This window comes from Flavobacterium sp. PLA-1-15 (genome assembly GCF_049060005.1).
Classification (GTDB): domain Bacteria; phylum Bacteroidota; class Bacteroidia; order Flavobacteriales; family Flavobacteriaceae; genus Flavobacterium.
The window spans coordinates 44,484-65,458 of record NZ_JBMGQS010000015.1 but is presented as its reverse complement, the minus strand read 5'-3'; the positions used below and the strand labels follow the sequence as shown (position 1 = coordinate 65,458).

Here is a 20,975-nt window from a genome sequence, read left to right as displayed (position 1 = left end):
TTTCCTGCCATAGAAAACTGACGAACAAAGATTTAATAAAAAATTAAGCTTTGAAGTTTATTGATAATGACAAAAAATACCAGTGTCGGAAGGCGTCCAGAGTGCGGCTTTTTGGTTGGCACTTTTTAAGGCATTGTTGGCCCAAGTGTTGCAGGTGTAAAACAGATGGTATTTGCGATTGGCTTCGTAAAAACTGTCGTTTTGACCGTAGGTCGTGGCGTTTATGAGGATTGGGCTTCCGTTTTTGTCGTATTGGAAACTCTCTTCGATGTAGGCGATTAATTGCTGATATTCAGCCTGACTGATCTTGATTTTGACACAGCTTTCGGTTTCTTTTACCTGTTTGAGAAACGTGGCGTGCATGGCGGAGGTTCCTAAATAAAATACGGCGTTAAAGGCGGTACTGAATTTCAAATCTGCCCATTCTGGCGTGTTGAGATAGAATCCTTTATCGCCCCAGCCGAAACCGATGTATTGCATAGTGGAATCTTGGGATTTGATGTGTGCGAACTGGACTTTCTGGCTCCAATCCTTGTATTCGGTTTTTATAGGCACGACAATATCGGTATGGACACCGTTGGTTTTGATGTAGATGGTGACGTCTTCGTTTTTATTTTTATTTTCTGAATTTACTGGAATTCTTGATAAAATGAAAGCAAATAGCACATAAACCACAACGAAACCAACGATTCCTAGTAGTATTTTACCGAGTATTTTGAAAGCTTTTTTCAATTATTAGAACTTGAAATTGGAAACGGTTTGCTTGAGTTCATTATCCAATTCTTCATTAGAAATCGTATTGTTTTCCACATTAAAGTTGTCATTGAAACTTGGCAATGAGAATACGGCTTTAATGTCTGCACCGTAACGAGGTAGGTTACTTTGGGCAATTTCCAGAACGCCCTTTCCTCCTCTTCCGCCAGGAGAAGTAGCCATCAAAAGGGTTGGTTTTTTTTGAAAGACATCTTTTTCAATTCTGGAACACCAGTCGAAAATATTCTTGAAGGCGGTTGAATAGTTACCGTTGTTTTCTGCTAAGGAAATCAATAACATATCGGCGGATTTCAGCTTTTCTAGGAACGCCAGCGCTTCTTCGGCTTGACCGATTTCCTTTTCGACATCTACACTAAAAAGTGGCGCCTGATAATCTCTTAAATCTAGAATTTCTACTTCTGCATTATTAAAAAGACTTGATGCGTAGGTTACTAATTTTTTGTTGATGGATTTGGAGCTGTTGCTTCCAGCGAATGCGATGATTTTCATGGTTTTTTATTTTATTTTTAAAAGTAACAAAAAAGGAGCCAAAAATGACTCCTCAATATTAAATATGTAAAATGGAATTATACATTGAAACGGAAGTGCATCACATCGCCATCCTTTACAATATACTCTTTTCCTTCCACTTTGAATTTTCCTGCTTCTTTGGCTTTTGCCTCAGAACCGTATTGCACGTAATCATCATACGAAATAACTTCTGCACGGATAAATCCTTTTTCGAAATCGGTATGGATCACTCCTGCGGCTTGTGGCGCGGTTGCTCCGATATTGATTGTCCAAGCACGAACTTCTTTTACACCAGCCGTGAAATAGGTTTGCTGTTTCAATAATTTATAGGCAGCACGGATTAAAACTGAAGCTCCTGGCTCGGTTAATCCCATATCTTCAAGAAACACTTGACGCTCTTCGTAGCTTTCCAACTCAGTGATATCAGCTTCGGCTCCAACAGAAAGAATGATTACCTCTGCGTCTTCGTCTTTTACCAATTCGCGCACTTGATCTACATATTTGTTTCCGTTTACAGCTGAATTTTCATCTACATTACAAACGTATAAAACGGGTTTTGCAGTAATCAATTGAAAGGATTCCAACAAAACTTCTTCGTCGTTACTTTGTGGTGTAATTGTTCTTGCAGATTTTGCCTGCAATAATGCTTCACGGATTCTGTTTAATAAAGCTTGCTCTACCTGCGCTTCCTTGTTTCCTGTTTTTGCCGCACGGTTTACTTTTTCAAGGCGTTTTTCAACCGTTTCTAAGTCTTTCAATTGCAATTCGATATCGATAGTTTCTTTATCGCGGATTGGATTTACATTTCCGTCAACGTGAACTATATTATCGTTATCAAAACAACGCAAAACGTGGATGATTGCATTACATTCTCTGATGTTTCCAAGAAATTGATTCCCTAATCCTTCGCCTTTGCTTGCTCCTTTTACCAATCCGGCAATATCTACTATATCTACGGTTGCCATCTGAACGCGTTCTGGCTTTACCAATTCTTCCAACTTATTGATTCTTGGATCCGGAACATTCACTACTCCGATATTAGGTTCAATTGTACAAAACGGAAAGTTTGCACTTTGTGCTTTAGCATTAGACAAACAATTGAATAATGTTGACTTTCCTACATTTGGCAATCCTACAATTCCTGCTTTCATTTTATTTCTTATTTTAAAAGTGTGCAAATATAAACTTTATATCGCAAAAATGGTTTAAATATTCAAGTGTGTATTTTATAATCTTTTATCAGAATTCGATAAGCGAATTTGAGTGTGATGAAACTAAATTTGTTTGTATAATTATTAAAACCAAGAATTATGAAAACGATATTTTTAATGGCTGGTGTTCTTTTATTTACAATAAATACCCAAGCCCAAAACAAGAATGTTACAGATGTTACGAAAACGACCGTGACTACTGTTAAGGATTCTGACGGACAGAAACAAGTTGTGAAACAGCAGGAAGTACAGGAAGTGCAGAATATTGAGCTTCAGAATGCAGAATCTAAAGCCCTGAACAAGGATATGAAAGAAACTCCTGTTCAAGTAACTTCTAAAACAACTGTAACCAATCCGGATGGAACAACCAGAACAGTTGATATTGACCGTTCATCCTATTATACTTCTGACGGAAAAAGCTATCAATTGGCTTTGGATCCTTCAGGATATGTGATTTCAACTCCTGAAAATAAGAAGATTGGTATCTTGAGAGCTACTTCTACTAATAGTTATATCTACAGAGGAAAAAACTCTACTTCGATAGGGTATTTCGATACGAATGGAAATTTGGTTTTGGAAACGTATGATGATAAATCAGACAAGGTAACTATTCAAACGTATACACGTTCTCAGCAATAATCAGAAACACCAAAATGAAAAATCCTGAATTCAATAATTCAGGATTTTTTTGTTTTTATAATTTACTGATTGCTTCGATGATGCTCTTTTCTTCATCCGTAGGAACAAGACCTGAATCGTTCCAGTATTCGGTAAGGATGGTGTTTTTTTTATTGAAGAGGTTTTTGTCTTTGAATACATCACTATCTTCAAATGAGAAATTTTTTGTACTGAAATTTGTGGTTACAAAATAATTCCTGACTTCAATATCAGTTGTCTTATTTTTATCATTGCGTTCAAAAGCTATTTCTTCTTTTGATGTCAGCAAATAATAATTACTTCCATCCACTCTGTAAATGGTTTTAAACAACGATTTATAGATATTTCTGGAACCTCTACTGCTCTTTTCTTTCATTTTTGCAACTATAGCTGGCGACACAAACGAGCTTACCTCAATTATGATTTTCTTATCTGGATCATAGATTACGGTAAAATCATCGAGCAATCCTTTTGCGTTTTCTGACGGACTGGCGGTTAGTAAGTAATAATCCTTATTGGAGGAATATATCTTTATGGCAAAATCATATTCCTTAAGCGCCTTTGAGTCCAAAAGTGGCTCCAGATACTTGAAGTTGTAGTAATTCTCCATGATGTTGTTGAAGTTATACCCCAAAAGGTTTTCAGTAATCTCCTGTTCTACCAAACCGTAGGATCTGTTTTGCTCTACCAATATATTCGACTTGAAATTATTAGCCCTGCTAAAAATTTGGAAGTTCATCAAGCCATCGGTGTAGTAGGAATAAGTACCGTTTAGTTTAAAAAACTCTCGTGAATACACCTTCAATCTTGCCGGAACATTTAGCTTGGCAACTGAATTTTTGATTAGGTCCTTGAGTATCTTCTGCGGATGTTTACGGCTTACAATAATTTCATCTAGATCGTTCAGATTACTTTTTAGATAGATGGTATATTGCCTATCCTTTATAGTAGCCGATTTCATTGTAATTCCGTCATAGGCAGTATGAGAAATGACAATATTGGTATTGCCTTTTAAATCAAAAACTACAACACCATTTGAATTTGTAAGCAACGATTGCTTGGTTCTAACGATATATACAGTAGCGTCTTCAATAGGAAGATTTGTTTCAATATCTTTTAAAATCAGTTCCTTTTCTACGGTTTGTGACCAAATACTTGAAGATAAAAGCAAAAAAAACAGCAGGGTAATTTTGTTCATTTTGAATTTGTTTTTAACAAAATTAACAAAATAAGTTTACAGCAACCGCTTTTTTTGAAAGAAAATTCTAATTTATTTTATAAAATACGATTGAGAGTGAAAGGATTAAAAAAACCCTCATCTAATTATTCATTATGCAAGAATGCCTGACGATTTAGGAGAGTTTCGTCACTTTCAACATGATTGTCATCAGGAACACAACAATCAACAGGACAAACAGCGGCACATTGAGGTTCCTCATGAAACCCTTTACATTCGGTACATTTATCAGGCACTATGTAGTAAATATCATCAGAAATAGGAGTTTGAGCTTCATCAGAATCTACTTCGGTTCCATCTGGAAGAATAATTTTACCTCTCAATTTGGTTCCGTCTTTATACCTCCAGTCGTCTGCACCTTCGTAAATTGCTGTGTTTGGACATTCTGGTTCGCAAGCACCACAATTGATGCATTCGTCTGTTATTATGATTGCCATTTCTTTTTATTTAGCTTTAGGCCATATGCTCAAGGTCTTAAGCTTATTGCTTGTCGCCTATTGCCTACTGCCTAGAAAAGGTTTATTTTTGTTGCAAAATTACGTCCAAAACAATTCATAAGCAAATCAATATGACTTTAGAATCTAAAAAAAATATTTTCGTTGAACTAGGAAAATTTCTGAGCCAGTTTTCTGAAAATGAAAGCACTAGAAATGAAAACGTTTTGCATAACGATTTGTTTTTTAATGAATTTCAGGATTTAATTCATCTTTCGCAATCACATAACGGCTGGTACACGCCCGAGCAAGTGTTTTTTTCAGTAAATTCTTGGGCGCAAGCCTTAACAAAAGACAACCTTGACAAGTGGCTTTCTGAATATGACTTATCGAATATTGAGCCTAAAACAGTTGGTTTGATTCTGGCCGGAAATATTCCACTGGTTGGATTTCATGATTTTTTATCCGTGTTGATTTCTGGGCATAAAGTTTTGGTAAAAACATCTTCGAATGACCAACATTTATTGCCTTTTTTGGCAAAATATTTAATCGCAGTAGAGCCAAAATTTGTAGATTACATCACTTTCGTGGATGGAAAACTGGAAAATTTCGATGCTGTAATTGCTACAGGAAGCAATAACACTGCCCGTTATTTCGAATATTATTTTAAAGACAAGCCTTCTATCATTCGTAAAAGCAGAAATTCTGTTGCCGTTTTGGACGGAACCGAATCCGAAGCACAAATGATTGCTTTGGGGGAAGATATCTTCCGTTATTTTGGTTTGGGATGTAGAAATGTTTCTAAATTATTTGTTCCGAAAGGCTATAATTTTGATGCTTTCTTTGGAGGAATTTTTCCTTATCAGGACATCATCAAGTATGAAAAATATGCCAATAATTACGATTACAACAAGGCTGTTTTCCTGATGAGCAATTTCAAATTGCTGGACAATGAATTCCTGACGATCAAGGAAGATAAAAGCTATGCCTCGCCTATTTCGAGTGTTTTCTATGAATATTACGATGATTTGGAAGAGCTGAAAAAACGATTGCAAACAGAAAATGAACAAATTCAGTGTATTGTTTCAAAAGGGATAATTGAAAAAAGTGTTCCTTTCGGAAAGACACAGCAACCTGAACTTTGGGATTATGCCGACAATGTGGATACCATTGCATTTTTGAAAAGCATCTAAAATCATGGGCAGAAACAACGAAAAGAACATCAAGAAGCACAACGATAAACTTCACAAGGCTCAAGCTAAAGCAAAAGAAGCCGAGGCATTGCGCAAGGAAAAACTGGCTTTGATTATGAAGAAGTTTAACGAAGCAAATAAATAATATGCCTGCAATGAACTGTTATTGCGGGAGCGAAAAAACATTCGACAATTGCTGTGAACCATATATCAATGGTATTCAAAACCCACCAACTGCCGAAACCCTAATGCGCTCAAGATACAGTGCCTACTGTACTCAAGCTGGTGACTATTTGGTAGCAACCACTCATATTTCTACTCGAAAATTTCACAGCAAGAAAGACATCTTGGAATGGTCCAAAAGCAATCAGTGGCTTAAACTTGAAGTGTTGAATGCAACGGAAAACACGGTAGAATTTAAGGCTTATTTTCTAGACAATAGACTAAAAGCAACAGTTCATCATGAGAAATCTACTTTTGTAAAGGAAGATGGAAGATGGTTTTATGTGGATGGAGTATTCTATTGACGATTACTACCGCTTAATATTTCATCCATAACTATTGAAAACTTTGGAAATTAGCGCTTTATAAAAATGAAACTTCATTACACTTTTATAAAATTTCACTTACACTTTCGTCTTTAAGATGAAAATGATATATTTGAAGTACTTTTTACCCCAAAAGCCCAAATAGAATGAAAAATAAGAGCCTTTCTGAATTGAATTTAGAAGAGTTGTATGAAAAGAAAAAAATGCTAAAATCAAAATTACTTGTGTGTGCTTGCTTTACGTTGATTATTTTGGCTGGCATTACTTTTTTTAATCTAAATGAAGGTAATCGCGTTGTTTTTTTTATAATACCGGTTTGCTTTATTTTGATTTTACCTATTTCTAATAATTTAGGGACTGTAACTAAAGAAATTAAAGATCGTGAAGCGAGATAATTTACTCCAATTTTTTAGCCTTAAGTTTTCTGTCTAGCCCTGATGCTAGGGAAAATCCTTTTTATTTTTTCTTTAAAAATAAAAAGATTTGGAAAGGCAGCAGGAAAATGACTTTATTCTCTGCCCAAGCGTTTTGCTCCTGATAATGGCAATTATACTTTTAAGATTTTGGTTTTCTTCAATCTATCCAACATATACAAAAATCCTAAAAAGGCTATTCCAGCTGATGCGTATAATAATGTGGGTACTCGTGTGATGATGTCGTGGTAGAACCAACCTGACAGTAGCGCTCCGAGTCCAATTCCTGCTTCGAGGGCGATATACATGGTGGCCATTGCTTTTCCTCGGTGATCGGGATGGCTCATATCGACTGTCCAAGCATTTAATGCCGGTGAAAGTACGCCTGTGGCAATTCCGTAGGCAACTGACCCCAAGAGAAAGCCCATGAAAGTATTGGCAAACCCCAAGATAAACAGGGCGATGACGAGAAGAAAGAGACCAACGGTTATAACGCGAGTTCTGCCGTACTTGTCTGAAGCTCTACCGGCAAGAAAACGAATCAGTAATGATGATATGGTAAAGACAATAAAGAACAATCCTTTGTTGGAAATACCGAGATGCTGTGTCCAATCTGGAATCAGAGTAAGGATTGTCCCATAGGCGATGTAGGACAAAAACGTAATCAAAGCTGCAGGGAGAACTTCTATGGCAATGATGTCTTTTCTAGAAATTTTGAGAAGCGATATACTGAAGCGCTGTTTTTGTTTGAGGGTTTCCTTCATATTCATTAGAATCAGAATTGAAAGCAGGGCAAATGCAGAGGAGATGTAAAACAATACATCGATGGAATAATAGAGTGTGACCGTACTCCCGATCGCAGGACCGATGGCCATACCTATGCTGAAACAGAGTCCGTGAAAGCCGAGTGCTTCGCCCCAGCGTTCTTTTGGAATTATATCGGCAACGTATGCTGCGGTTGCAGTTGGCTTAAAGCCTGTTGAAAAACCGTGTATCAATCTCAGAAATAGAAATCCTGCAATGCTACCGAGTATTGGATATAGAAATCCGCAGATGAAACACACAAATGAGCCAAAAGCCATTACTGGAACTCGACCTAAAGTATCTGTTAGCCTGCCACTGAAAGGTCTTGATATTCCTGCCGTAAGCGTAAAAAGGGCAATGATAAAACCTTTGTATTCTGCTCCTCCCATACTGCTCAGATAGGAAGGCAATTCTGGTATGAGCATATTAAAGCTAGCAGAAAACAGAAGCGAACTCATGCAAACGAGTGCGAACTGAAGATTATAAATGGGATGCGGGGTTTTTATCATTATCTAAATGGAAGAACTAAGCTACGTTCTTCGGATTGCAAAAATAGGATTTTATTTAACTCTAAATAGCAACTTTGTGAAGGCATGACCTGCACATCAAAAAAATATTATCTTTAAAATTCATTAACCCCTTTTTGGAATTTTATGTTTTATTCAAAAGCCTTGCACACCGCATTGTTACTACTTTTAACTACTGTCTGTTTTTCGCAGGAAGCGAAATGGACAAACCTTTTAGACAGAAATTTATCGGAATGGGAAATGTATCTCAGCTACCGTCATAAGCCTGATTATAAAGGAGAAGTTCCTGTTGATGGAAATGGAAAGAAGATAGCCCCTATCGGATATAATAAAAATGAAGCAAATGTTTTTTCTATCATTGAAGAGAACAAGGAAATTATTTTGAGGGTAAGCGGCGAAATTTATGGATGTGTTTTTACCAAGCAGGAATATGAAAACTATCATTTGAAGCTGCAGGTGAAATGGGGCGAGAAAAAATGGATGCCTAGAACTGATAAATTGCGCGATACGGGAATTCTGTATCATTCTGTTGGCGAATGCGGCGTTGATTATTGGAAGGCTTGGATGCTTTCGCAGGAATTGCAAATTATGGAAGGCCATGTAGGCGATTATTGGAATATTGCAAATTCCGCCATTGATGTCAGAGCTTTCATTCCGGAAGGTATAATGAATCCTGTGGCAAATGAAAACCAACCATTTTTACCTATCGCCGCAGGAACTGGGATTGACGGATTTTGTTTGAGAAGTGAAAACCTAGAAAGCAAACCGGGAGAATGGACAACGGTGGAACTTATTTGCTATGGTGGTAAAAGCCTCCATATTGTTAACGGAAAAGTCGTAATGGTTTTAAAAAATTCCCGCTATGTAAAAGATGGAAAATCGTATCCTTTGACGAAAGGAAAAATTCAGCTACAGAGTGAAGGTGCCGAGGCTTATTTTAAGGAGGTCAAGATTAAACACCTAAGCCACTTGCCAAAAGAGTGGCAGCGTTATTTTGAATAGTTAAAGCTTAGGAAAGGTTTATTGAGATTGATTTATTTTCGAAATCAATAGCAAACAACTCTTCATTTTTATATCCTGGAAAAGTGCTTTTGAGATCAAGACCTTTAGATAAAGAGCTTAAGGCCTGATAACCAAAATTCACATACAAATCAAATTCTATACGACCATTCTTGTCTACAAAAGCTTTTAGAACAACTTGCTTATGGTCTTTTACATATTCAACAGAACAATTTTCAGGATTTGCTATTTTGATATCTTTACACCACATCTTAAAATTTTCTTTAGGACGGAGCCGTTTATGTAATTTGGAAATTTTATATTCTAAATATTCCAAAAAATCTTGGTCGATATTTCTTCTAATTCTAGCCATTTTAAACTTTATTTCGGGGCGAAATAGTTATAAATAATATTTTTTTATCTTAGAAAACGAAATTATATAAAATAAATCAATTGTAATATACAAATCTAAAAAAATACACAAGTTAGCAACTATTAATCCTCTTTTACATTAAATAATTTTAGCAAGTGTATATCAGTAATTTAATACAACTAATCGTAAATTGTATTCCAAAAAATTTCCTCATCATAAAAAACTACCATTCCTTATTACTTTTATTCTCATTTTTCATTTGTGGCACAACATTATTTAATATTATGATTACTGTTTTAATTTGATACTTTCAATCATAATCTTGTAGCATAAATTTTTTTGATTATAAGTATCTTTAGCCAAATAAAAATCTGATGCAGAAATTTGTTATCCTACTCCTATTTGCTTTGGTACTTTCTAGTTGTGGTGGCTCAAAAGCTAACCGCATCGACGATTATGTTTTTAAGAGGAAAACCGAAAAGGCGGCCTATATCAAGTCCTATAACAATGCACTGAAACTTTGGAAGGTTCCTTTTAAGGAAGAAGATGTGCAGACCAGCATCGGGACGGCACACGTTATTATTGCCGGACCAAAAGAAGCCGAACCCTTGGTATTGCTTCACGGAATGGACGCCAGCTCTACCATGTGGTATCCCAATATCGAAGCACTTGCAAAAAACCACCGCGTTTATGCCATCGATTTTTTGATGGAACCTGGGAAGTCGGTTTCAACCGGAAGTCGCTTGAATACAACCGAAATAGTGAGCTGGTACAACCAAATTTTCGATCATTATAAATTAAAGAAATTCAAGGTAATTGGCGCCTCCCGTGGCGGATGGATCGCTACCCTGTTGGCTACGCAGGACAACAGCAAAATCTCTAAACTGGTATTATTGAGCCCGGCCCAAACCTTTGAATCTATTGATAAAAAAGGAAAAGCGATGCCGGCCTTGCTGTTGAAATTGTTTCCCAACGAGAAAAAATTAAAGCGAACGTTGGATGCCTTTTCCTATTCTCCTAAAAAAATTGATACGATTTATAAGAAACAATTCTATCTGGCCAACAAATATGCCAAGAGCAACACCAGTATGCTGCAGATGCTCCCTTTCTCTAAAGATGATTTAAAGAAAATCAACATTCCTGTTTTAGTATTGATAGGTGATCACGACGTTATCAATTCAGAAGATAGTCTAGAAAAAGCATCTGAATTCATCCCGAAGAGCAAGACCGAAAAAATAAAAGATGCCGGACATTTCTTGACCATCGATCAGGCAAAATTGGTTAATAAAAAAATGATAGATTTTTTGGATTAACGCTTTCGAAAGTTTTTCATTGAAATTTATAAACTGCAGCTGGTATCTACTTCCTAACATTCATCTTCTTAAAACTTTCAACTGAATCTTCTTTCTAACCAATTTGTCTTTTTCTATAAGTTGCTGGCAGAGTTCCTTCTTCTCTTCCGTTTCAAACGGAATTTTCAAAACGTTTGCCCAAATTCATCAGAGTATTCTATTTAGCCATAAAAAAAAGACCTCACTTTCGAAAGGTCTTTTGGCTTTATTAAATCTGTAAGTCTAAAAATCTAAGAAGTCTAAGAAGTCCAGCATTACATATTCCTTCTATATTGTCCACCCACTTCAAACAACGACGAAGTGATTTCTCCCAAAGAACAAATCTTGGTAGCTTCCATCAACTGTGCAAAGATATTCTTGTTGTTAATGGCAATATCTTGGATAATGGAAAGCTGTTGTTCGGTTTCATCTGCATAAAATTTATGAAGATTGTCCAGCATCGTGATTTGGAATTGTTTCTCCTCTTCCGTCGCACGAATTACTTCCGCAGGAATAACCGTTGGCGAACCTTTCGAACTCAAGAACGTATTCACACCAATAATCGGGAATTCACCGGTGTGCTTCAGCATTTCATAATACATACTTTCTTCTTGGATTTTCGAACGTTGGTACATCGTTTCCATCGCACCAAGTACGCCACCTCTTTCGGTAATTCTGTCAAATTCCAATAAAACAGCTTCTTCCACCAAATCCGTCAATTCTTCGATGATGAACGAGCCTTGGATTGGGTTTTCGTTTTTCGCCAGACCTAATTCCTTGTTGATAATCAACTGAATCGCCATTGCTCTGCGAACCGATTCTTCTGTTGGCGTTGTAATCGCTTCATCATAAGCATTGGTATGCAACGAGTTACAGTTATCGTAAATTGCATATAAAGCCTGCAAAGTCGTACGGATATCATTGAAATCAATCTCTTGCGCGTGCAAAGAACGACCCGAAGTTTGAATATGATATTTCAACATCTGGGCTCTTTCGTTGGCTCCGTATTTATTTTTCAAGGCTTTCGACCAAATTTTTCTTGCCACACGTCCAATCACTGCATATTCAGGATCGATTCCGTTTGAGAAAAAGAACGACAAGTTTGGTCCAAAATCGTTGATGTCCATACCACGGCTCAAATAATATTCCACGTAAGTGAAACCATTTGCCAAGGTGAACGCCAATTGTGTAATTGGATTAGCACCTGCTTCCGCAATATGATAGCCTGAAATCGAAACCGAGTAGAAGTTTCTGACGTTGTTTGCAATAAAATATTCCTGAACGTCTCCCATCAACCTCAAGGCAAATTCTGTAGAGAAAATACAAGTGTTCTGAGCTTGATCTTCCTTTAAAATATCAGCTTGAACGGTTCCACGAACTTGCGAAAGCGTTCTTATTTTGATTTGCTCATACACTTCTTTTGGCAGTACCAAGTCTCCAGTAACTCCTAAAAGCATCAAACCTAAACCGTCGTTTCCAGCCGGAAGTTCTCCATTATATCTTGGTCTTTCTAGTCCTTTTTTCTTGTAGATTTCGTTGATAGTCGCTTCCACTTCATCTTCAAGATTATTTTCTTTGATGTAAATTTCACATTGCTGATCAATCGCCGCGTTCATAAAAAAACCAAGCAACATTGGAGCCGGACCGTTAATCGTCATACTCACAGAAGTCAGCGGATGCGCCAAATTGAAACCAGAATATAATTTCTTTGCATCATCCAAACAGCAAATAGAAACTCCGGCATTACCGATTTTCCCGTAAATATCTGGACGCAAATGCGGATCATTTCCGTATAAAGTAACACTGTCAAAAGCAGTTGACAAACGTTTTGCAGGCAAACCGGCACTCACATAATGGAAACGTTTGTTGGTTCTTTCCGGACCACCTTCACCAGCAAACATTCTCGATGGATCTTCGCCTTCACGCTTAAATGGATATAATCCAGAAGTAAAAGGAAATTCCCCAGGAACATTTTCTTGCAAATTCCATTTCAAGATATCGCCCCAAGCTTCGTATTTAGGCAAAGCCACTTTCGGGATTTGCGAATGCGAAAGCGATTCTGTGTGCGTTGCAATCTTGATTTCCTTGTCACGCACTTTAAACGTATAGACAGGATTTTTGTATTTGTTTACTTTTTCGTCCCAAGTCAAGATAATTTCCCAGTTGTAAGGATCCAAATCCATTTTGACTTTGTCAAATTGGTTTAGAAGTAAATTCAAGAAAATTCTATTTTCATCTTCACCTTCGATAGCACTTTTGTAAACCGTACTATCATCAATTCCAGCTTTATTGATTTCCGGCTTTTTACCCGAAACCGATTCGATAGTTTTGAAAATTCCGTATAATTTTTGAGCGACTTGCTGTTGAGTCAAAGCCGTTGCATCGTATTTTCTATTGTTTTCAGCAATTTCAGAAAGATAACGTGTTCTATGAGGCGGAATCACGAAAATTTTCTCGCTCATTTCGCGTGTGATTTGGAATGTAGAAACCAAATCTGATTCGGTTTTTTCTACAATCTTATCCATGATTGCTTTGTAGAGCGTGTTCATTCCCGGATCGTTAAATTGCGAAGCAATCGTTCCGAAAACCGGCAAATCATCTGGATTGGCATCCCAAAGATTGTGGTTTCTTTGGAATTGTTTTTTCACGTCGCGCAAGGCATCCAAAGAACCTCTTTTGTCAAATTTATTAATCGCAACCAAATCAGCAAAATCAAGCATATCGATTTTTTCCAATTGTGTTGCGGCACCAAATTCTGGCGTCATTACGTATAACGAAACATCAGAATGATCCATAATTTCCGTATCCGATTGTCCGATTCCTGAAGTTTCAAGGATAATGATGTCATATTTCGCAGCTTTCAACACTTGAATCGCTTCAGCGACATATTTTGACAACGCCAAATTCGATTGACGAGTCGCCAAAGAACGCATGTAAACACGAGGATTGTTGATGGCATTCATTCGGATTCTATCCCCCAACAAAGCACCACCTGTTTTTCTCTTTGAAGGATCGACCGAAATCAAACCGATTGTTTTTTCTGGAAAATCGATTAGAAATCTTCTAACCAACTCATCCACTAAAGATGATTTTCCTGCTCCACCGGTTCCGGTAATACCCAAAACTGGAATTTTACTCGTTTCATTCTGTTTATGAATCGTATCTAAAGTTTCTTTTGCGATTTCTGGGAAATTTTCTGCAGAAGAAATTACGCGGGCAATTGCTCTTGGATTTTTTTCCTCCAAATGTTTTGCTTCTCCATTTAATTTATCACCAATTGGAAAGTCTGATTTTTGAACCAAATCATTGATCATTCCTTGCAAACCTAATTCACGTCCGTCATCTGGAGCATAAATTCTTGTAATTCCGTAATCCTGTAATTCCTTGATTTCGTCCGGAAGAATTACTCCACCTCCACCGCCAAAAATCTTGATATGTCCTGCTCCTTTTTCTTTCAAAAGGTCGTACATGTATTTAAAATATTCGTTGTGACCACCTTGGTAGGAAGTCATTGCGATTGCATTTGCATCTTCTTGAATAGCGGTATTTACAACTTCTTCCACACTTCGGTCGTGACCCAAATGGATTACTTCCACACCCGTTGACTGGATGATTCTTCGCATTATATTGATAGCGGCATCATGACCGTCGAAAAGGGCTGCGGCCGTTACAATTCTTACTTTATTTTTAGGAATATAAGGTTTTGCTTGTTCCATATTAAAATATCTGTCGATTTTAGATGCGCAATTTACGATTTTCTTAAAAATTTGAAAGTATTAATTTAGTAATTGTGATGGTTTTGGCAGGCGATGATAACGATTGCGTAAAATATCATAACGAATTCATAAGAAGCAACTTTATCAACTCTGTATTTCGCTACATTTGTGTCGACTTTTATTTGATCGATGAAACTGACAAAATATTATCTTGCCGCTGTCTTAGCATTTGTAATTTGGGGATTTTTCAGCTTGGCTTTAAAGCCTTTACATAATTATCCGTCTTTGGATATTTTGTTTTATCGGTTGTTTTTTTGTGTGGTACTGATGATGGTCATCAGTTTAGGTTTTAGACGAAAAACTATTACTGAAACGGCAGTTCATTTTAAGAGTCTTGCTGTAAAGCAAAAACAAAATTTGATTTTACTAACTGTTGGCGGTTCGATGCTTTTAGCTGCAAATTGGTTCCTTTTTATTTTTGTAATGAATCATATCAGTGTGAAAGCGGCTTCTTTTGCCTATCTTGTTTGTCCTATTTTGACAACAGTTTTCGCCTTTTTTATATTGAAAGAACAATTGTCTAAAATTCAATGGAGCGCAGTGGGACTGAGTATTTTTAGCTGTATTCTTTTGGGTTATGGACATTTTGAAGATGTTTTTTATAGCCTAATTGTAGCCACAACTTATGCCTTATACCTAGTAATTCAGAAGAGAAATACTTCAATTGACAAGTTCTTTTTGCTTACGATTCAGTTGGTTATTTTAGCTATTTTCCTTTTACCTTTTTATCCGGTTTACAGTGCTCAAATTCCAACGGAAATTTCATTCTATCTCTACATTTTAGTTATTGCAGTTGTATTTACTATTGTTCCGTTGTTTCTAAATTTGTATGCGTTAAAAGGTATAAACTCTTCTACCGTGGGGATATTGCTTTACTTGAATCCGATTATTACATTTATCCTTGCGATCTTTTACTATAATGAATCAATCAGTTTTTTTCAGATTGTGGCGTACTCTCTCATATTACTTTCGATTGTACTATTTAATTCGAAACTATTCTTTAAATCGAAACCAGAGGGAACGATTCCTAGAGCAAAAATGGATTCCCTCTAGCCCTGATGGTAATGGAAATCCTTTTATTTTTTTCTTAAAAAAATAAAAGATTGGAATGAACAGCAGGAAAATGGATTCTAAAAATGCCCTAACTTTCGCTCCTAATTATAATGCTTCGATTGAAACGGTATGCTATTTGTTTAACTGAAAATATAAAATTACGATCATGAAAAAATTATTTTTGATGCTGTTATTGGCTCCGATAATGAGTTTCGGACAATTGAAAGGCTTGCTGGACAAGGCAAAAGATAAGGTTTCGACGGTCACGGGAACGAACAGCAATGTTGATATCGGTGCTGGTTTGAAGGAAGCTTTGAACAAGGGAATTACCGAACAAGTTTCGAAACTGACGGCTACTGATGGTTTTTACAAGAACGAAGCCGTTAAGATTTTGATGCCCGAAGAATTGCAAAAAGTGGACAAGGCTTTGCGTAAAATTGGAATGTCGAGTTTGGCAGATGAAGGAATCAAGTCCTTGAACCGTGCTGCGGAAGTTGCGGTGAAGGAAGCGACTCCGATATTTGTTTCGGCTATTAAAAATATGAGCATTACCGATGCCAAAAATATTTTGTTAGGGAATGACAATGCTGCGACAACCTATCTTGAAAGTTCCACTTCTACGGCTTTGTATTCTAAATTTAATCCCGTTGTAAAAGAATCCATTGGGAAAGTTGGTGCTGATGTTGTTTGGGCAAAAATCATTGACAAATACAACGCTATTCCGCTTGTTTCTAAGGTAAATCCAGATATTAACGATTATGTAACGAACAAAGCCATGGACGGCGTTTTCACAATGATTGCGGTTGAGGAGAAAGATATTCGTACTAATTTAAATGCAAGAACTTCAGATTTGTTGAAAAAAGTGTTTGCTTTGCAGGATAAAAAATAAATTGAAAAAGCTATGAAAAAAATTATGATGATTGCCCTGGTTTTTGCCCTTTCGGGATGTGCAGAATTGCAACAAATTGCGAATCAATATCCACAATTGGGAACGCTCGGAAATGCTGATATTGCAGCAGGTTTGAAGGAAGCTTTAAACAACGGAATTACCAAACAAGTTTCTAAATTGACTGCGACGGACGGATTTTATAAGAACCAAGCCGTGAAAATTCTTTTGCCTGCTGAATTGCAGAAAGTCGATAAGGCCTTGAGAGGAATTGGTTTGAGCAGTCTTGCCGACGAAGGTTTGAAAGTTTTGAACCGTGCAGCGGAAGATGCCGTGAAGGAAGCAACGCCAATTTTTGTAGGTGCTGTAAAAAACATGACGTTTACAGATGCTAAAAACATTTTAATGGGTAGTGATAATTCGGCTACAGCTTATTTGCAGAGTTCTACAACAACGGCATTGTATTCGAAATTCAATCCTGTGGTGAAAAATTCACTTGGAAAAGTGGGTGCCGATAAAGTTTGGGCAAACATCATTACAAAATACAATGCAATTCCGTTGACGGCGGATGTGAATCCAGATTTGAACGATTATGTTACCGACAAGGCTTTGGAAGGCGTTTTTAAAATGGTTGCTGTTGAAGAGAAAGATATCCGTACGAATTTAAGTGCAAGAACATCGGATTTATTGAAGAAAGTGTTTGCGATGCAGGACAAAAAATAAGAAATTTTATACAGCTAGTTTTTTAGAAATCAACTAGATAGAAATAACATAGCCTTAACATTAGGTTGCGAAAATTTGTCGGATATTTGCAGAGTAATAAAATACAAAATTTGGTTTGGTTAGTTAGAGTTTAGAAATCCGGGATGAAAGTCTCGGATTTTTTACATTGTAATGTTAACATATTAGCCTGAAATCTTATAAAAGTTAACATTTTTTAAGCACTCTAAAGTATTTTGAAGGCGTAAATTTGCAATCATAAAATTCACCCCTCATGAGCTTATTATTGATAGAGAAAAATGAAATTGAGAAAATTCAGAAAGAATTTAAAATTCTAGCCGAAAAAACTACAGCAGTTACTTCAACACAAAAAATAAATACGGTTACAAAAGAAGAATTGGTTTTGGAAGAGTGCGAGCTATAAACGCTCTTGAATCTTTTTAAAATAATCAAAAGCCTTCGCTAAACGGCTTCCGTACCACGAAAACATTTCACCATCCACAAAAATAGTTTTGGCATGATGCGTGAATCTTCCAATTTCAAAAGCATCTTCTTCCTTGAAAGGATAAGGTTCCGAAGATAGAAACACAATCTCCGGGTCGCCTTGTATTTTCATTTTCTGGATAATTATTTCAGGGTAACGTCCTGGAAATTTTTCTGGATTGTCATAGATATTTACAAAGTTGTTCAGCTTCAACATTTCATTGATAAAATTATCCGAACCGGCCACCATGTGTGGATTTTTCCAAATGAAATAGGCCACTTTTTGAGATGGCTTGTCTTTTATAAAATGCTTGAAATCTTTTAAGGCAAACTGAATCTTGTCGTTCCATTTTTGGGATTCGGTACGGCAATTGAAAATCTTTCCAAAATCGGTAATCATCTGAAAAACATCATCAATTGTAATGATATCGGTTACCCAAACCGGACAAATCTTGCGCAACTCCTCCACTATTTCCAACGTATTTTCTTCCTTATTGGCAATGATAATATCGGGTTGCAACAATCTTATTTTTTCAAAATGCACTTTCTTGGTTCCGCCAATAATCTTTTTAGTCGACTTCAAATGATACGGATGTACACAGAATTTTGTGATGCCTACGATTCGTTCTTCCAAACCCAAATCGTGCAACAATTCAGTTTGCGAAGGAACGAGCGAAATAATCCTTTTTGGAGCCGTTGTAAATTCGAAAGTGTTTCCTATTTGGTCTTTTAAGATGGGCATTGTTGAATTTTTGAATTGCAAAGTTAAGGTTTTCTCGCAAAGGCGCGAAGTCACAAAGCTAGATCCTTTATATTCATTTCAAATATATCCTTTTAGACAAACTTTGCGTCTTTGTGACTTTGCGAGATAAATTATTCAATTTCTAAAATACACTTAAGACTTACTTTTTTAAATATTATTTTATAAGTTTAAAAAACTTTGCACCTTTGTACCTGAAATCTTTGCTCCTCAAAATGAACATCAAACTTATTGCAATCGGCAAAACGGATAATAAAGCGTTACAAACCTTGATAGACGATTATCAAAAGCGTTTGTCGTTTTACATCAAATTTGATTTGGAAATTATTCCGGACATCAAAACTGTAAAGAATTTGTCCGAAAGTCAGCAAAAGGAAAAAGAAGGTGAATTGATTCTGTCGAAACTCACGCCAACCGACCAATTGATTTTATTGGATGAAAATGGCAAGAATTTTTCGAGTGTAGGTTTTTCGGAAGAATTGCAGAAGAAAATGAATTCCGGAATGAAAACTTTAGTTTTCGTGATTGGTGGTCCTTATGGATTTTCAGAAACGGTTTACAGCAAGGCTCAAGGGAAGATTTCGCTTTCGCTGATGACATTCTCGCATCAAATGGTTCGACTGTTTTTTATTGAACAATTGTACCGCGGATTTACGATTTTACGGAACGAACCTTATCATCATCAGTGATTTAGGCAAAAGGCATAAGTTAGAATTACTATCTTTTAATCATTCTTTCATACAAAGCAACACATTCAACTGCTTCTTTTACATCGTGAACGCGTAGGATATTTACTCCTTTCATCAGGGAAATTGTATTCAAAACCGTCGTTCCGTTCAAGGCTTCAGAAGGTCCATTTTCTAATGTTCTATAAATCATCGATTTTCTGGAGATACCCGACAGCAAGGGCAAATCAAGCATCTGAAACAATTCCAACTTGTTCAAGACTTCAAAATTCTGTTCCAATGTTTTGGCAAAACCAAATCCTGGGTCAACGATAATATCGGAAATTCCAAGGCTTCTGGCTTTGTTTACTTTTTCAGAAAAATAAAACAATATTTCTTTTAAGATGTCTTGATAATCTGTCAGTGATTGCATTGTTTTTGGCGTTCCTCTCATGTGCATCATAATGTACGGAACTCGCAAATTGGCAACGGTTTGCATCATGTTTTCGTCCAATTCACCAGCTGAAATGTCGTTAATGATGGAAGCTCCAGCCTCAATTGTAGCTTTGGCAACCTTGCTTCGGAACGTATCTATCGAAATAATAATTTTTGGAAAAATGTTCACCAATAGCTTTACAATTGGAAGTATTCTATCCAGTTCTTCTTCCTCTGAAACAAATGCTGCATTTGGTTTTGAAGAATAAGCTCCAATATCAATGAATATAGCGCCATCATTGAGCATTTTTTGAACCTTATCGATGATTAATTGTTCACTATCATTCTTTCCGCCATCGTAAAAAGAATCAGGTGTAACGTTTAAAATCCCCATTACTTTGGGAGTTGTTAAATCGATAAGTTGTCCTTTGCAGTTTATTGTCATCTCAAAAGTAAATTTTAAACCATTGAAGGTATTAAGTTTATTAAGGCTTAATGTGACTTAATTTCTTAATGGTTTAATTTTAGAAAAATTATTCCTTATTTTTGAAGAAATTTCTACAAATATAAACCAATAATGAAGAATACTTCTCAGGAATTCGACAATATAATCGGTATTTGCCGAACGCTTTTTATCAACAAAATGACCGACTATGGAAGTGCTTGGCGCATTTTGAGACTCCCATCCCTAACCGACCAAATCTTTATCAAAGCACAACGAATCAGAAGCTTGCAGGAAAATGAAATTCGAAAAGTAGACGAAGATGAAACGGGAGAATTCATCGGAATCATCAACTATTCCATTATGGCTTTGATTCAATTGGAGCTTGGCGTTGTAGACCAACCGGATTTGAATGTTGAAAAGGCAACGGAATTGTACGATGCAAAAGTGAAACTTACCAAAGATTTGATGGAAGCCAAAAACCACGATTATGGTGAGGCTTGGCGCGAGATGAGAGTAAGTTCCCTAACCGATTTGATTTTACAAAAATTACTTCGTGTGAAACAGATCGAAGACAACAAAGGAAAAACACTTGTTTCCGAAGGAATTGATGCCAACTATCAGGACATGCTCAATTATTCGGTTTTTGCCTTGATATTAATGGATTTTCACAAATAACAACTCATTAACAAAAATAAAAAAGTGAGGGAATTACTTTTGTATTTTCACCCCTAAAGAAATAAA

At 36.5% G+C, this 20,975-nt stretch carries 23 protein-coding genes; 13 read left to right on the top strand and 10 right to left on the bottom strand.

Features of this window, described 5'->3' with window-relative positions; genetic code table 11:
- Positions 1 to 57 precede the first annotated feature (57 nt).
- The 3 genes from ACI6PS_RS10255 to ychF all read right to left on the bottom strand — a co-directional run bounded on the left by ACI6PS_RS10255 (position 58) and on the right by ychF (position 2,435).
- The gene (locus ACI6PS_RS10255) at positions 58 to 732 is read right to left on the bottom strand and encodes a TIGR02117 family protein (protein WP_421012476.1); all 675 of its coding nucleotides are present in this window, start codon (positions 730 to 732) and stop codon (positions 58 to 60) included.
- A 3-nt stretch (positions 733 to 735) separates the two neighbouring features.
- The gene (locus tag ACI6PS_RS10250; RefSeq protein ID WP_421012475.1) at positions 736 to 1,263 is read right to left on the bottom strand and encodes an NADPH-dependent FMN reductase; all 528 of its coding nucleotides are present in this window, start codon (positions 1,261 to 1,263) and stop codon (positions 736 to 738) included.
- A gap of 77 nt (positions 1,264 to 1,340) precedes the next feature.
- Positions 1,341 to 2,435, bottom strand: coding sequence for a redox-regulated ATPase YchF (ychF, locus tag ACI6PS_RS10245; protein ID WP_421012474.1), 1,095 nt, complete (start codon positions 2,433 to 2,435; stop codon positions 1,341 to 1,343).
- Positions 2,436 to 2,594: 159 nt separating this feature from the next.
- Here ychF and ACI6PS_RS10240 point away from each other — a divergent pair, with 159 nt between their 5' ends.
- On the top strand, positions 2,595 to 3,134 hold the full coding sequence (locus tag ACI6PS_RS10240) for a hypothetical protein (RefSeq protein ID WP_421012473.1): 540 nt from the start codon (positions 2,595 to 2,597) through the stop codon (positions 3,132 to 3,134).
- Between the two features lie 55 nt (positions 3,135 to 3,189).
- Here ACI6PS_RS10240 and ACI6PS_RS10235 read toward each other — a convergent pair whose 3' ends face one another.
- Both ACI6PS_RS10235 and ACI6PS_RS10230 read right to left on the bottom strand, forming a co-directional pair.
- Positions 3,190 to 4,350 (bottom strand): hypothetical protein, encoded by a 1,161-nt coding sequence (locus ACI6PS_RS10235; protein WP_421012472.1) that lies wholly within the window; start codon positions 4,348 to 4,350, stop codon positions 3,190 to 3,192.
- A gap of 125 nt (positions 4,351 to 4,475) precedes the next feature.
- Positions 4,476 to 4,826 carry a 4Fe-4S dicluster domain-containing protein gene (locus ACI6PS_RS10230; RefSeq protein ID WP_421012471.1) on the bottom strand — a complete coding sequence of 117 codons (351 nt, stop codon included), beginning with the start codon at positions 4,824 to 4,826 and terminating at the stop codon, positions 4,476 to 4,478.
- Between the two features lie 131 nt (positions 4,827 to 4,957).
- Here ACI6PS_RS10230 and ACI6PS_RS10225 point away from each other — a divergent pair, with 131 nt between their 5' ends.
- From ACI6PS_RS10225 to ACI6PS_RS10210, 4 genes are all read left to right on the top strand, one after another.
- Positions 4,958 to 6,016 carry an acyl-CoA reductase gene (locus ACI6PS_RS10225; protein WP_421012470.1) on the top strand — a complete coding sequence of 353 codons (1,059 nt, stop codon included), beginning with the start codon at positions 4,958 to 4,960 and terminating at the stop codon, positions 6,014 to 6,016.
- Between the two features lie 4 nt (positions 6,017 to 6,020).
- Positions 6,021 to 6,161: a hypothetical protein gene (locus tag ACI6PS_RS10220; RefSeq protein WP_421012469.1), complete on the top strand. Its 141-nt coding sequence runs from the start codon at positions 6,021 to 6,023 to the stop codon at positions 6,159 to 6,161.
- 1 nt (position 6,162) lies between these two features.
- On the top strand, positions 6,163 to 6,543 hold the full coding sequence (locus ACI6PS_RS10215) for a YchJ family protein (RefSeq protein ID WP_421012468.1): 381 nt from the start codon (positions 6,163 to 6,165) through the stop codon (positions 6,541 to 6,543).
- 167 nt (positions 6,544 to 6,710) lie between these two features.
- A complete protein-coding gene (locus tag ACI6PS_RS10210) occupies positions 6,711 to 6,959 on the top strand; it encodes a hypothetical protein (RefSeq protein ID WP_421012467.1) in 249 nt (82 codons plus the stop codon).
- A gap of 152 nt (positions 6,960 to 7,111) precedes the next feature.
- Here ACI6PS_RS10210 and ACI6PS_RS10205 read toward each other — a convergent pair whose 3' ends face one another.
- Positions 7,112 to 8,290, bottom strand: coding sequence for an MFS transporter (locus ACI6PS_RS10205; protein ID WP_421012466.1), 1,179 nt, complete (start codon positions 8,288 to 8,290; stop codon positions 7,112 to 7,114).
- A gap of 144 nt (positions 8,291 to 8,434) precedes the next feature.
- On the opposite strand from ACI6PS_RS10205, the gene ACI6PS_RS10200 reads away from it, so the two are divergent.
- Positions 8,435 to 9,310, top strand: coding sequence for a 3-keto-disaccharide hydrolase (locus tag ACI6PS_RS10200; RefSeq protein ID WP_421012465.1), 876 nt, complete (start codon positions 8,435 to 8,437; stop codon positions 9,308 to 9,310).
- Between the two features lie 7 nt (positions 9,311 to 9,317).
- Here the strand turns inward: ACI6PS_RS10200 and ACI6PS_RS10195 are convergent, their stop codons facing one another.
- On the bottom strand, positions 9,318 to 9,680 hold the full coding sequence (locus ACI6PS_RS10195) for a hypothetical protein (RefSeq protein WP_421012464.1): 363 nt from the start codon (positions 9,678 to 9,680) through the stop codon (positions 9,318 to 9,320).
- A gap of 374 nt (positions 9,681 to 10,054) precedes the next feature.
- Between ACI6PS_RS10195 and ACI6PS_RS10190 the strand changes: the two genes are divergently transcribed.
- A complete protein-coding gene (locus ACI6PS_RS10190) occupies positions 10,055 to 10,993 on the top strand; it encodes an alpha/beta fold hydrolase (RefSeq protein ID WP_421012463.1) in 939 nt (312 codons plus the stop codon).
- Between the two features lie 293 nt (positions 10,994 to 11,286).
- Here ACI6PS_RS10190 and ACI6PS_RS10185 read toward each other — a convergent pair whose 3' ends face one another.
- A complete protein-coding gene (locus tag ACI6PS_RS10185) occupies positions 11,287 to 14,727 on the bottom strand; it encodes a methylmalonyl-CoA mutase family protein (RefSeq protein WP_421012462.1) in 3,441 nt (1,146 codons plus the stop codon).
- Positions 14,728 to 14,916: 189 nt separating this feature from the next.
- On the opposite strand from ACI6PS_RS10185, the gene ACI6PS_RS10180 reads away from it, so the two are divergent.
- The 4 genes from ACI6PS_RS10180 to ACI6PS_RS10165 all read left to right on the top strand — a co-directional run bounded on the left by ACI6PS_RS10180 (position 14,917) and on the right by ACI6PS_RS10165 (position 17,870).
- Positions 14,917 to 15,840 (top strand): EamA family transporter, encoded by a 924-nt coding sequence (locus ACI6PS_RS10180; protein ID WP_421012461.1) that lies wholly within the window; start codon positions 14,917 to 14,919, stop codon positions 15,838 to 15,840.
- Between the two features lie 166 nt (positions 15,841 to 16,006).
- Positions 16,007 to 16,729 (top strand): DUF4197 domain-containing protein, encoded by a 723-nt coding sequence (locus ACI6PS_RS10175; protein ID WP_421012460.1) that lies wholly within the window; start codon positions 16,007 to 16,009, stop codon positions 16,727 to 16,729.
- A gap of 12 nt (positions 16,730 to 16,741) precedes the next feature.
- Complete coding sequence (locus ACI6PS_RS10170) at positions 16,742 to 17,449, top strand: DUF4197 domain-containing protein (protein ID WP_421012459.1); 708 nt, start codon at positions 16,742 to 16,744, stop codon at positions 17,447 to 17,449.
- Between the two features lie 271 nt (positions 17,450 to 17,720).
- On the top strand, positions 17,721 to 17,870 hold the full coding sequence (locus ACI6PS_RS10165; RefSeq protein WP_421012458.1) for a hypothetical protein: 150 nt from the start codon (positions 17,721 to 17,723) through the stop codon (positions 17,868 to 17,870).
- On the opposite strand, the gene ACI6PS_RS10160 is transcribed toward ACI6PS_RS10165, so the two are convergent.
- Positions 17,865 to 18,671: an ABC transporter substrate-binding protein gene (locus ACI6PS_RS10160; RefSeq protein WP_421012457.1), complete on the bottom strand. Its 807-nt coding sequence runs from the start codon at positions 18,669 to 18,671 to the stop codon at positions 17,865 to 17,867. The two genes, ACI6PS_RS10165 and ACI6PS_RS10160, sit on opposite strands and share 6 nt — an antisense overlap.
- Positions 18,672 to 18,904: 233 nt before the next feature.
- Here ACI6PS_RS10160 and rlmH point away from each other — a divergent pair, with 233 nt between their 5' ends.
- The gene (gene rlmH / locus ACI6PS_RS10155) at positions 18,905 to 19,378 is read left to right on the top strand and encodes a 23S rRNA (pseudouridine(1915)-N(3))-methyltransferase RlmH (protein WP_421012456.1); all 474 of its coding nucleotides are present in this window, start codon (positions 18,905 to 18,907) and stop codon (positions 19,376 to 19,378) included.
- 28 nt (positions 19,379 to 19,406) lie between these two features.
- On the opposite strand, the gene folP is transcribed toward rlmH, so the two are convergent.
- Positions 19,407 to 20,234, bottom strand: coding sequence for a dihydropteroate synthase (gene folP / locus ACI6PS_RS10150; protein ID WP_421012455.1), 828 nt, complete (start codon positions 20,232 to 20,234; stop codon positions 19,407 to 19,409).
- Between the two features lie 132 nt (positions 20,235 to 20,366).
- Between folP and ACI6PS_RS10145 the strand changes: the two genes are divergently transcribed.
- Positions 20,367 to 20,909, top strand: coding sequence for a DUF1599 domain-containing protein (locus ACI6PS_RS10145; RefSeq protein WP_421012454.1), 543 nt, complete (start codon positions 20,367 to 20,369; stop codon positions 20,907 to 20,909).
- The last annotated feature ends 66 nt before the right edge of the window (positions 20,910 to 20,975 follow it).

Coding starts and splice junctions, on each gene's coding strand:
- ACI6PS_RS10195 (WP_421012464.1), bottom strand. CDS start 9,680: ATGGCTAGAATTAGAAGAAATATCGACCAAGATTTTTTGGAATATTTA.
- ACI6PS_RS10205 (WP_421012466.1), bottom strand. CDS start 8,290: ATGATAAAAACCCCGCATCCCATTTATAATCTTCAGTTCGCACTCGTT.
- ACI6PS_RS10225 (WP_421012470.1), top strand. CDS start 4,958: ATGACTTTAGAATCTAAAAAAAATATTTTCGTTGAACTAGGAAAATTT.
- rlmH (WP_421012456.1), top strand. CDS start 18,905: ATGAACATCAAACTTATTGCAATCGGCAAAACGGATAATAAAGCGTTA.
- ACI6PS_RS10190 (WP_421012463.1), top strand. CDS start 10,055: ATGCAGAAATTTGTTATCCTACTCCTATTTGCTTTGGTACTTTCTAGT.
- folP (WP_421012455.1), bottom strand. CDS start 20,234: ATGACAATAAACTGCAAAGGACAACTTATCGATTTAACAACTCCCAAA.
- ACI6PS_RS10180 (WP_421012461.1), top strand. CDS start 14,917: ATGAAACTGACAAAATATTATCTTGCCGCTGTCTTAGCATTTGTAATT.
- ACI6PS_RS10215 (WP_421012468.1), top strand. CDS start 6,163: ATGCCTGCAATGAACTGTTATTGCGGGAGCGAAAAAACATTCGACAAT.
- ACI6PS_RS10160 (WP_421012457.1), bottom strand. CDS start 18,671: ATGCCCATCTTAAAAGACCAAATAGGAAACACTTTCGAATTTACAACG.
- ACI6PS_RS10170 (WP_421012459.1), top strand. CDS start 16,742: ATGAAAAAAATTATGATGATTGCCCTGGTTTTTGCCCTTTCGGGATGT.
- ACI6PS_RS10220 (WP_421012469.1), top strand. CDS start 6,021: ATGGGCAGAAACAACGAAAAGAACATCAAGAAGCACAACGATAAACTT.
- ACI6PS_RS10175 (WP_421012460.1), top strand. CDS start 16,007: ATGAAAAAATTATTTTTGATGCTGTTATTGGCTCCGATAATGAGTTTC.
- ACI6PS_RS10235 (WP_421012472.1), bottom strand. CDS start 4,350: ATGAACAAAATTACCCTGCTGTTTTTTTTGCTTTTATCTTCAAGTATT.
- ACI6PS_RS10185 (WP_421012462.1), bottom strand. CDS start 14,727: ATGGAACAAGCAAAACCTTATATTCCTAAAAATAAAGTAAGAATTGTA.
- ACI6PS_RS10230 (WP_421012471.1), bottom strand. CDS start 4,826: ATGGCAATCATAATAACAGACGAATGCATCAATTGTGGTGCTTGCGAA.
- ACI6PS_RS10145 (WP_421012454.1), top strand. CDS start 20,367: ATGAAGAATACTTCTCAGGAATTCGACAATATAATCGGTATTTGCCGA.
- ACI6PS_RS10250 (WP_421012475.1), bottom strand. CDS start 1,263: ATGAAAATCATCGCATTCGCTGGAAGCAACAGCTCCAAATCCATCAAC.
- ychF (WP_421012474.1), bottom strand. CDS start 2,435: ATGAAAGCAGGAATTGTAGGATTGCCAAATGTAGGAAAGTCAACATTA.
- ACI6PS_RS10210 (WP_421012467.1), top strand. CDS start 6,711: ATGAAAAATAAGAGCCTTTCTGAATTGAATTTAGAAGAGTTGTATGAA.
- ACI6PS_RS10165 (WP_421012458.1), top strand. CDS start 17,721: ATGAGCTTATTATTGATAGAGAAAAATGAAATTGAGAAAATTCAGAAA.
- ACI6PS_RS10240 (WP_421012473.1), top strand. CDS start 2,595: ATGAAAACGATATTTTTAATGGCTGGTGTTCTTTTATTTACAATAAAT.
- ACI6PS_RS10200 (WP_421012465.1), top strand. CDS start 8,435: ATGTTTTATTCAAAAGCCTTGCACACCGCATTGTTACTACTTTTAACT.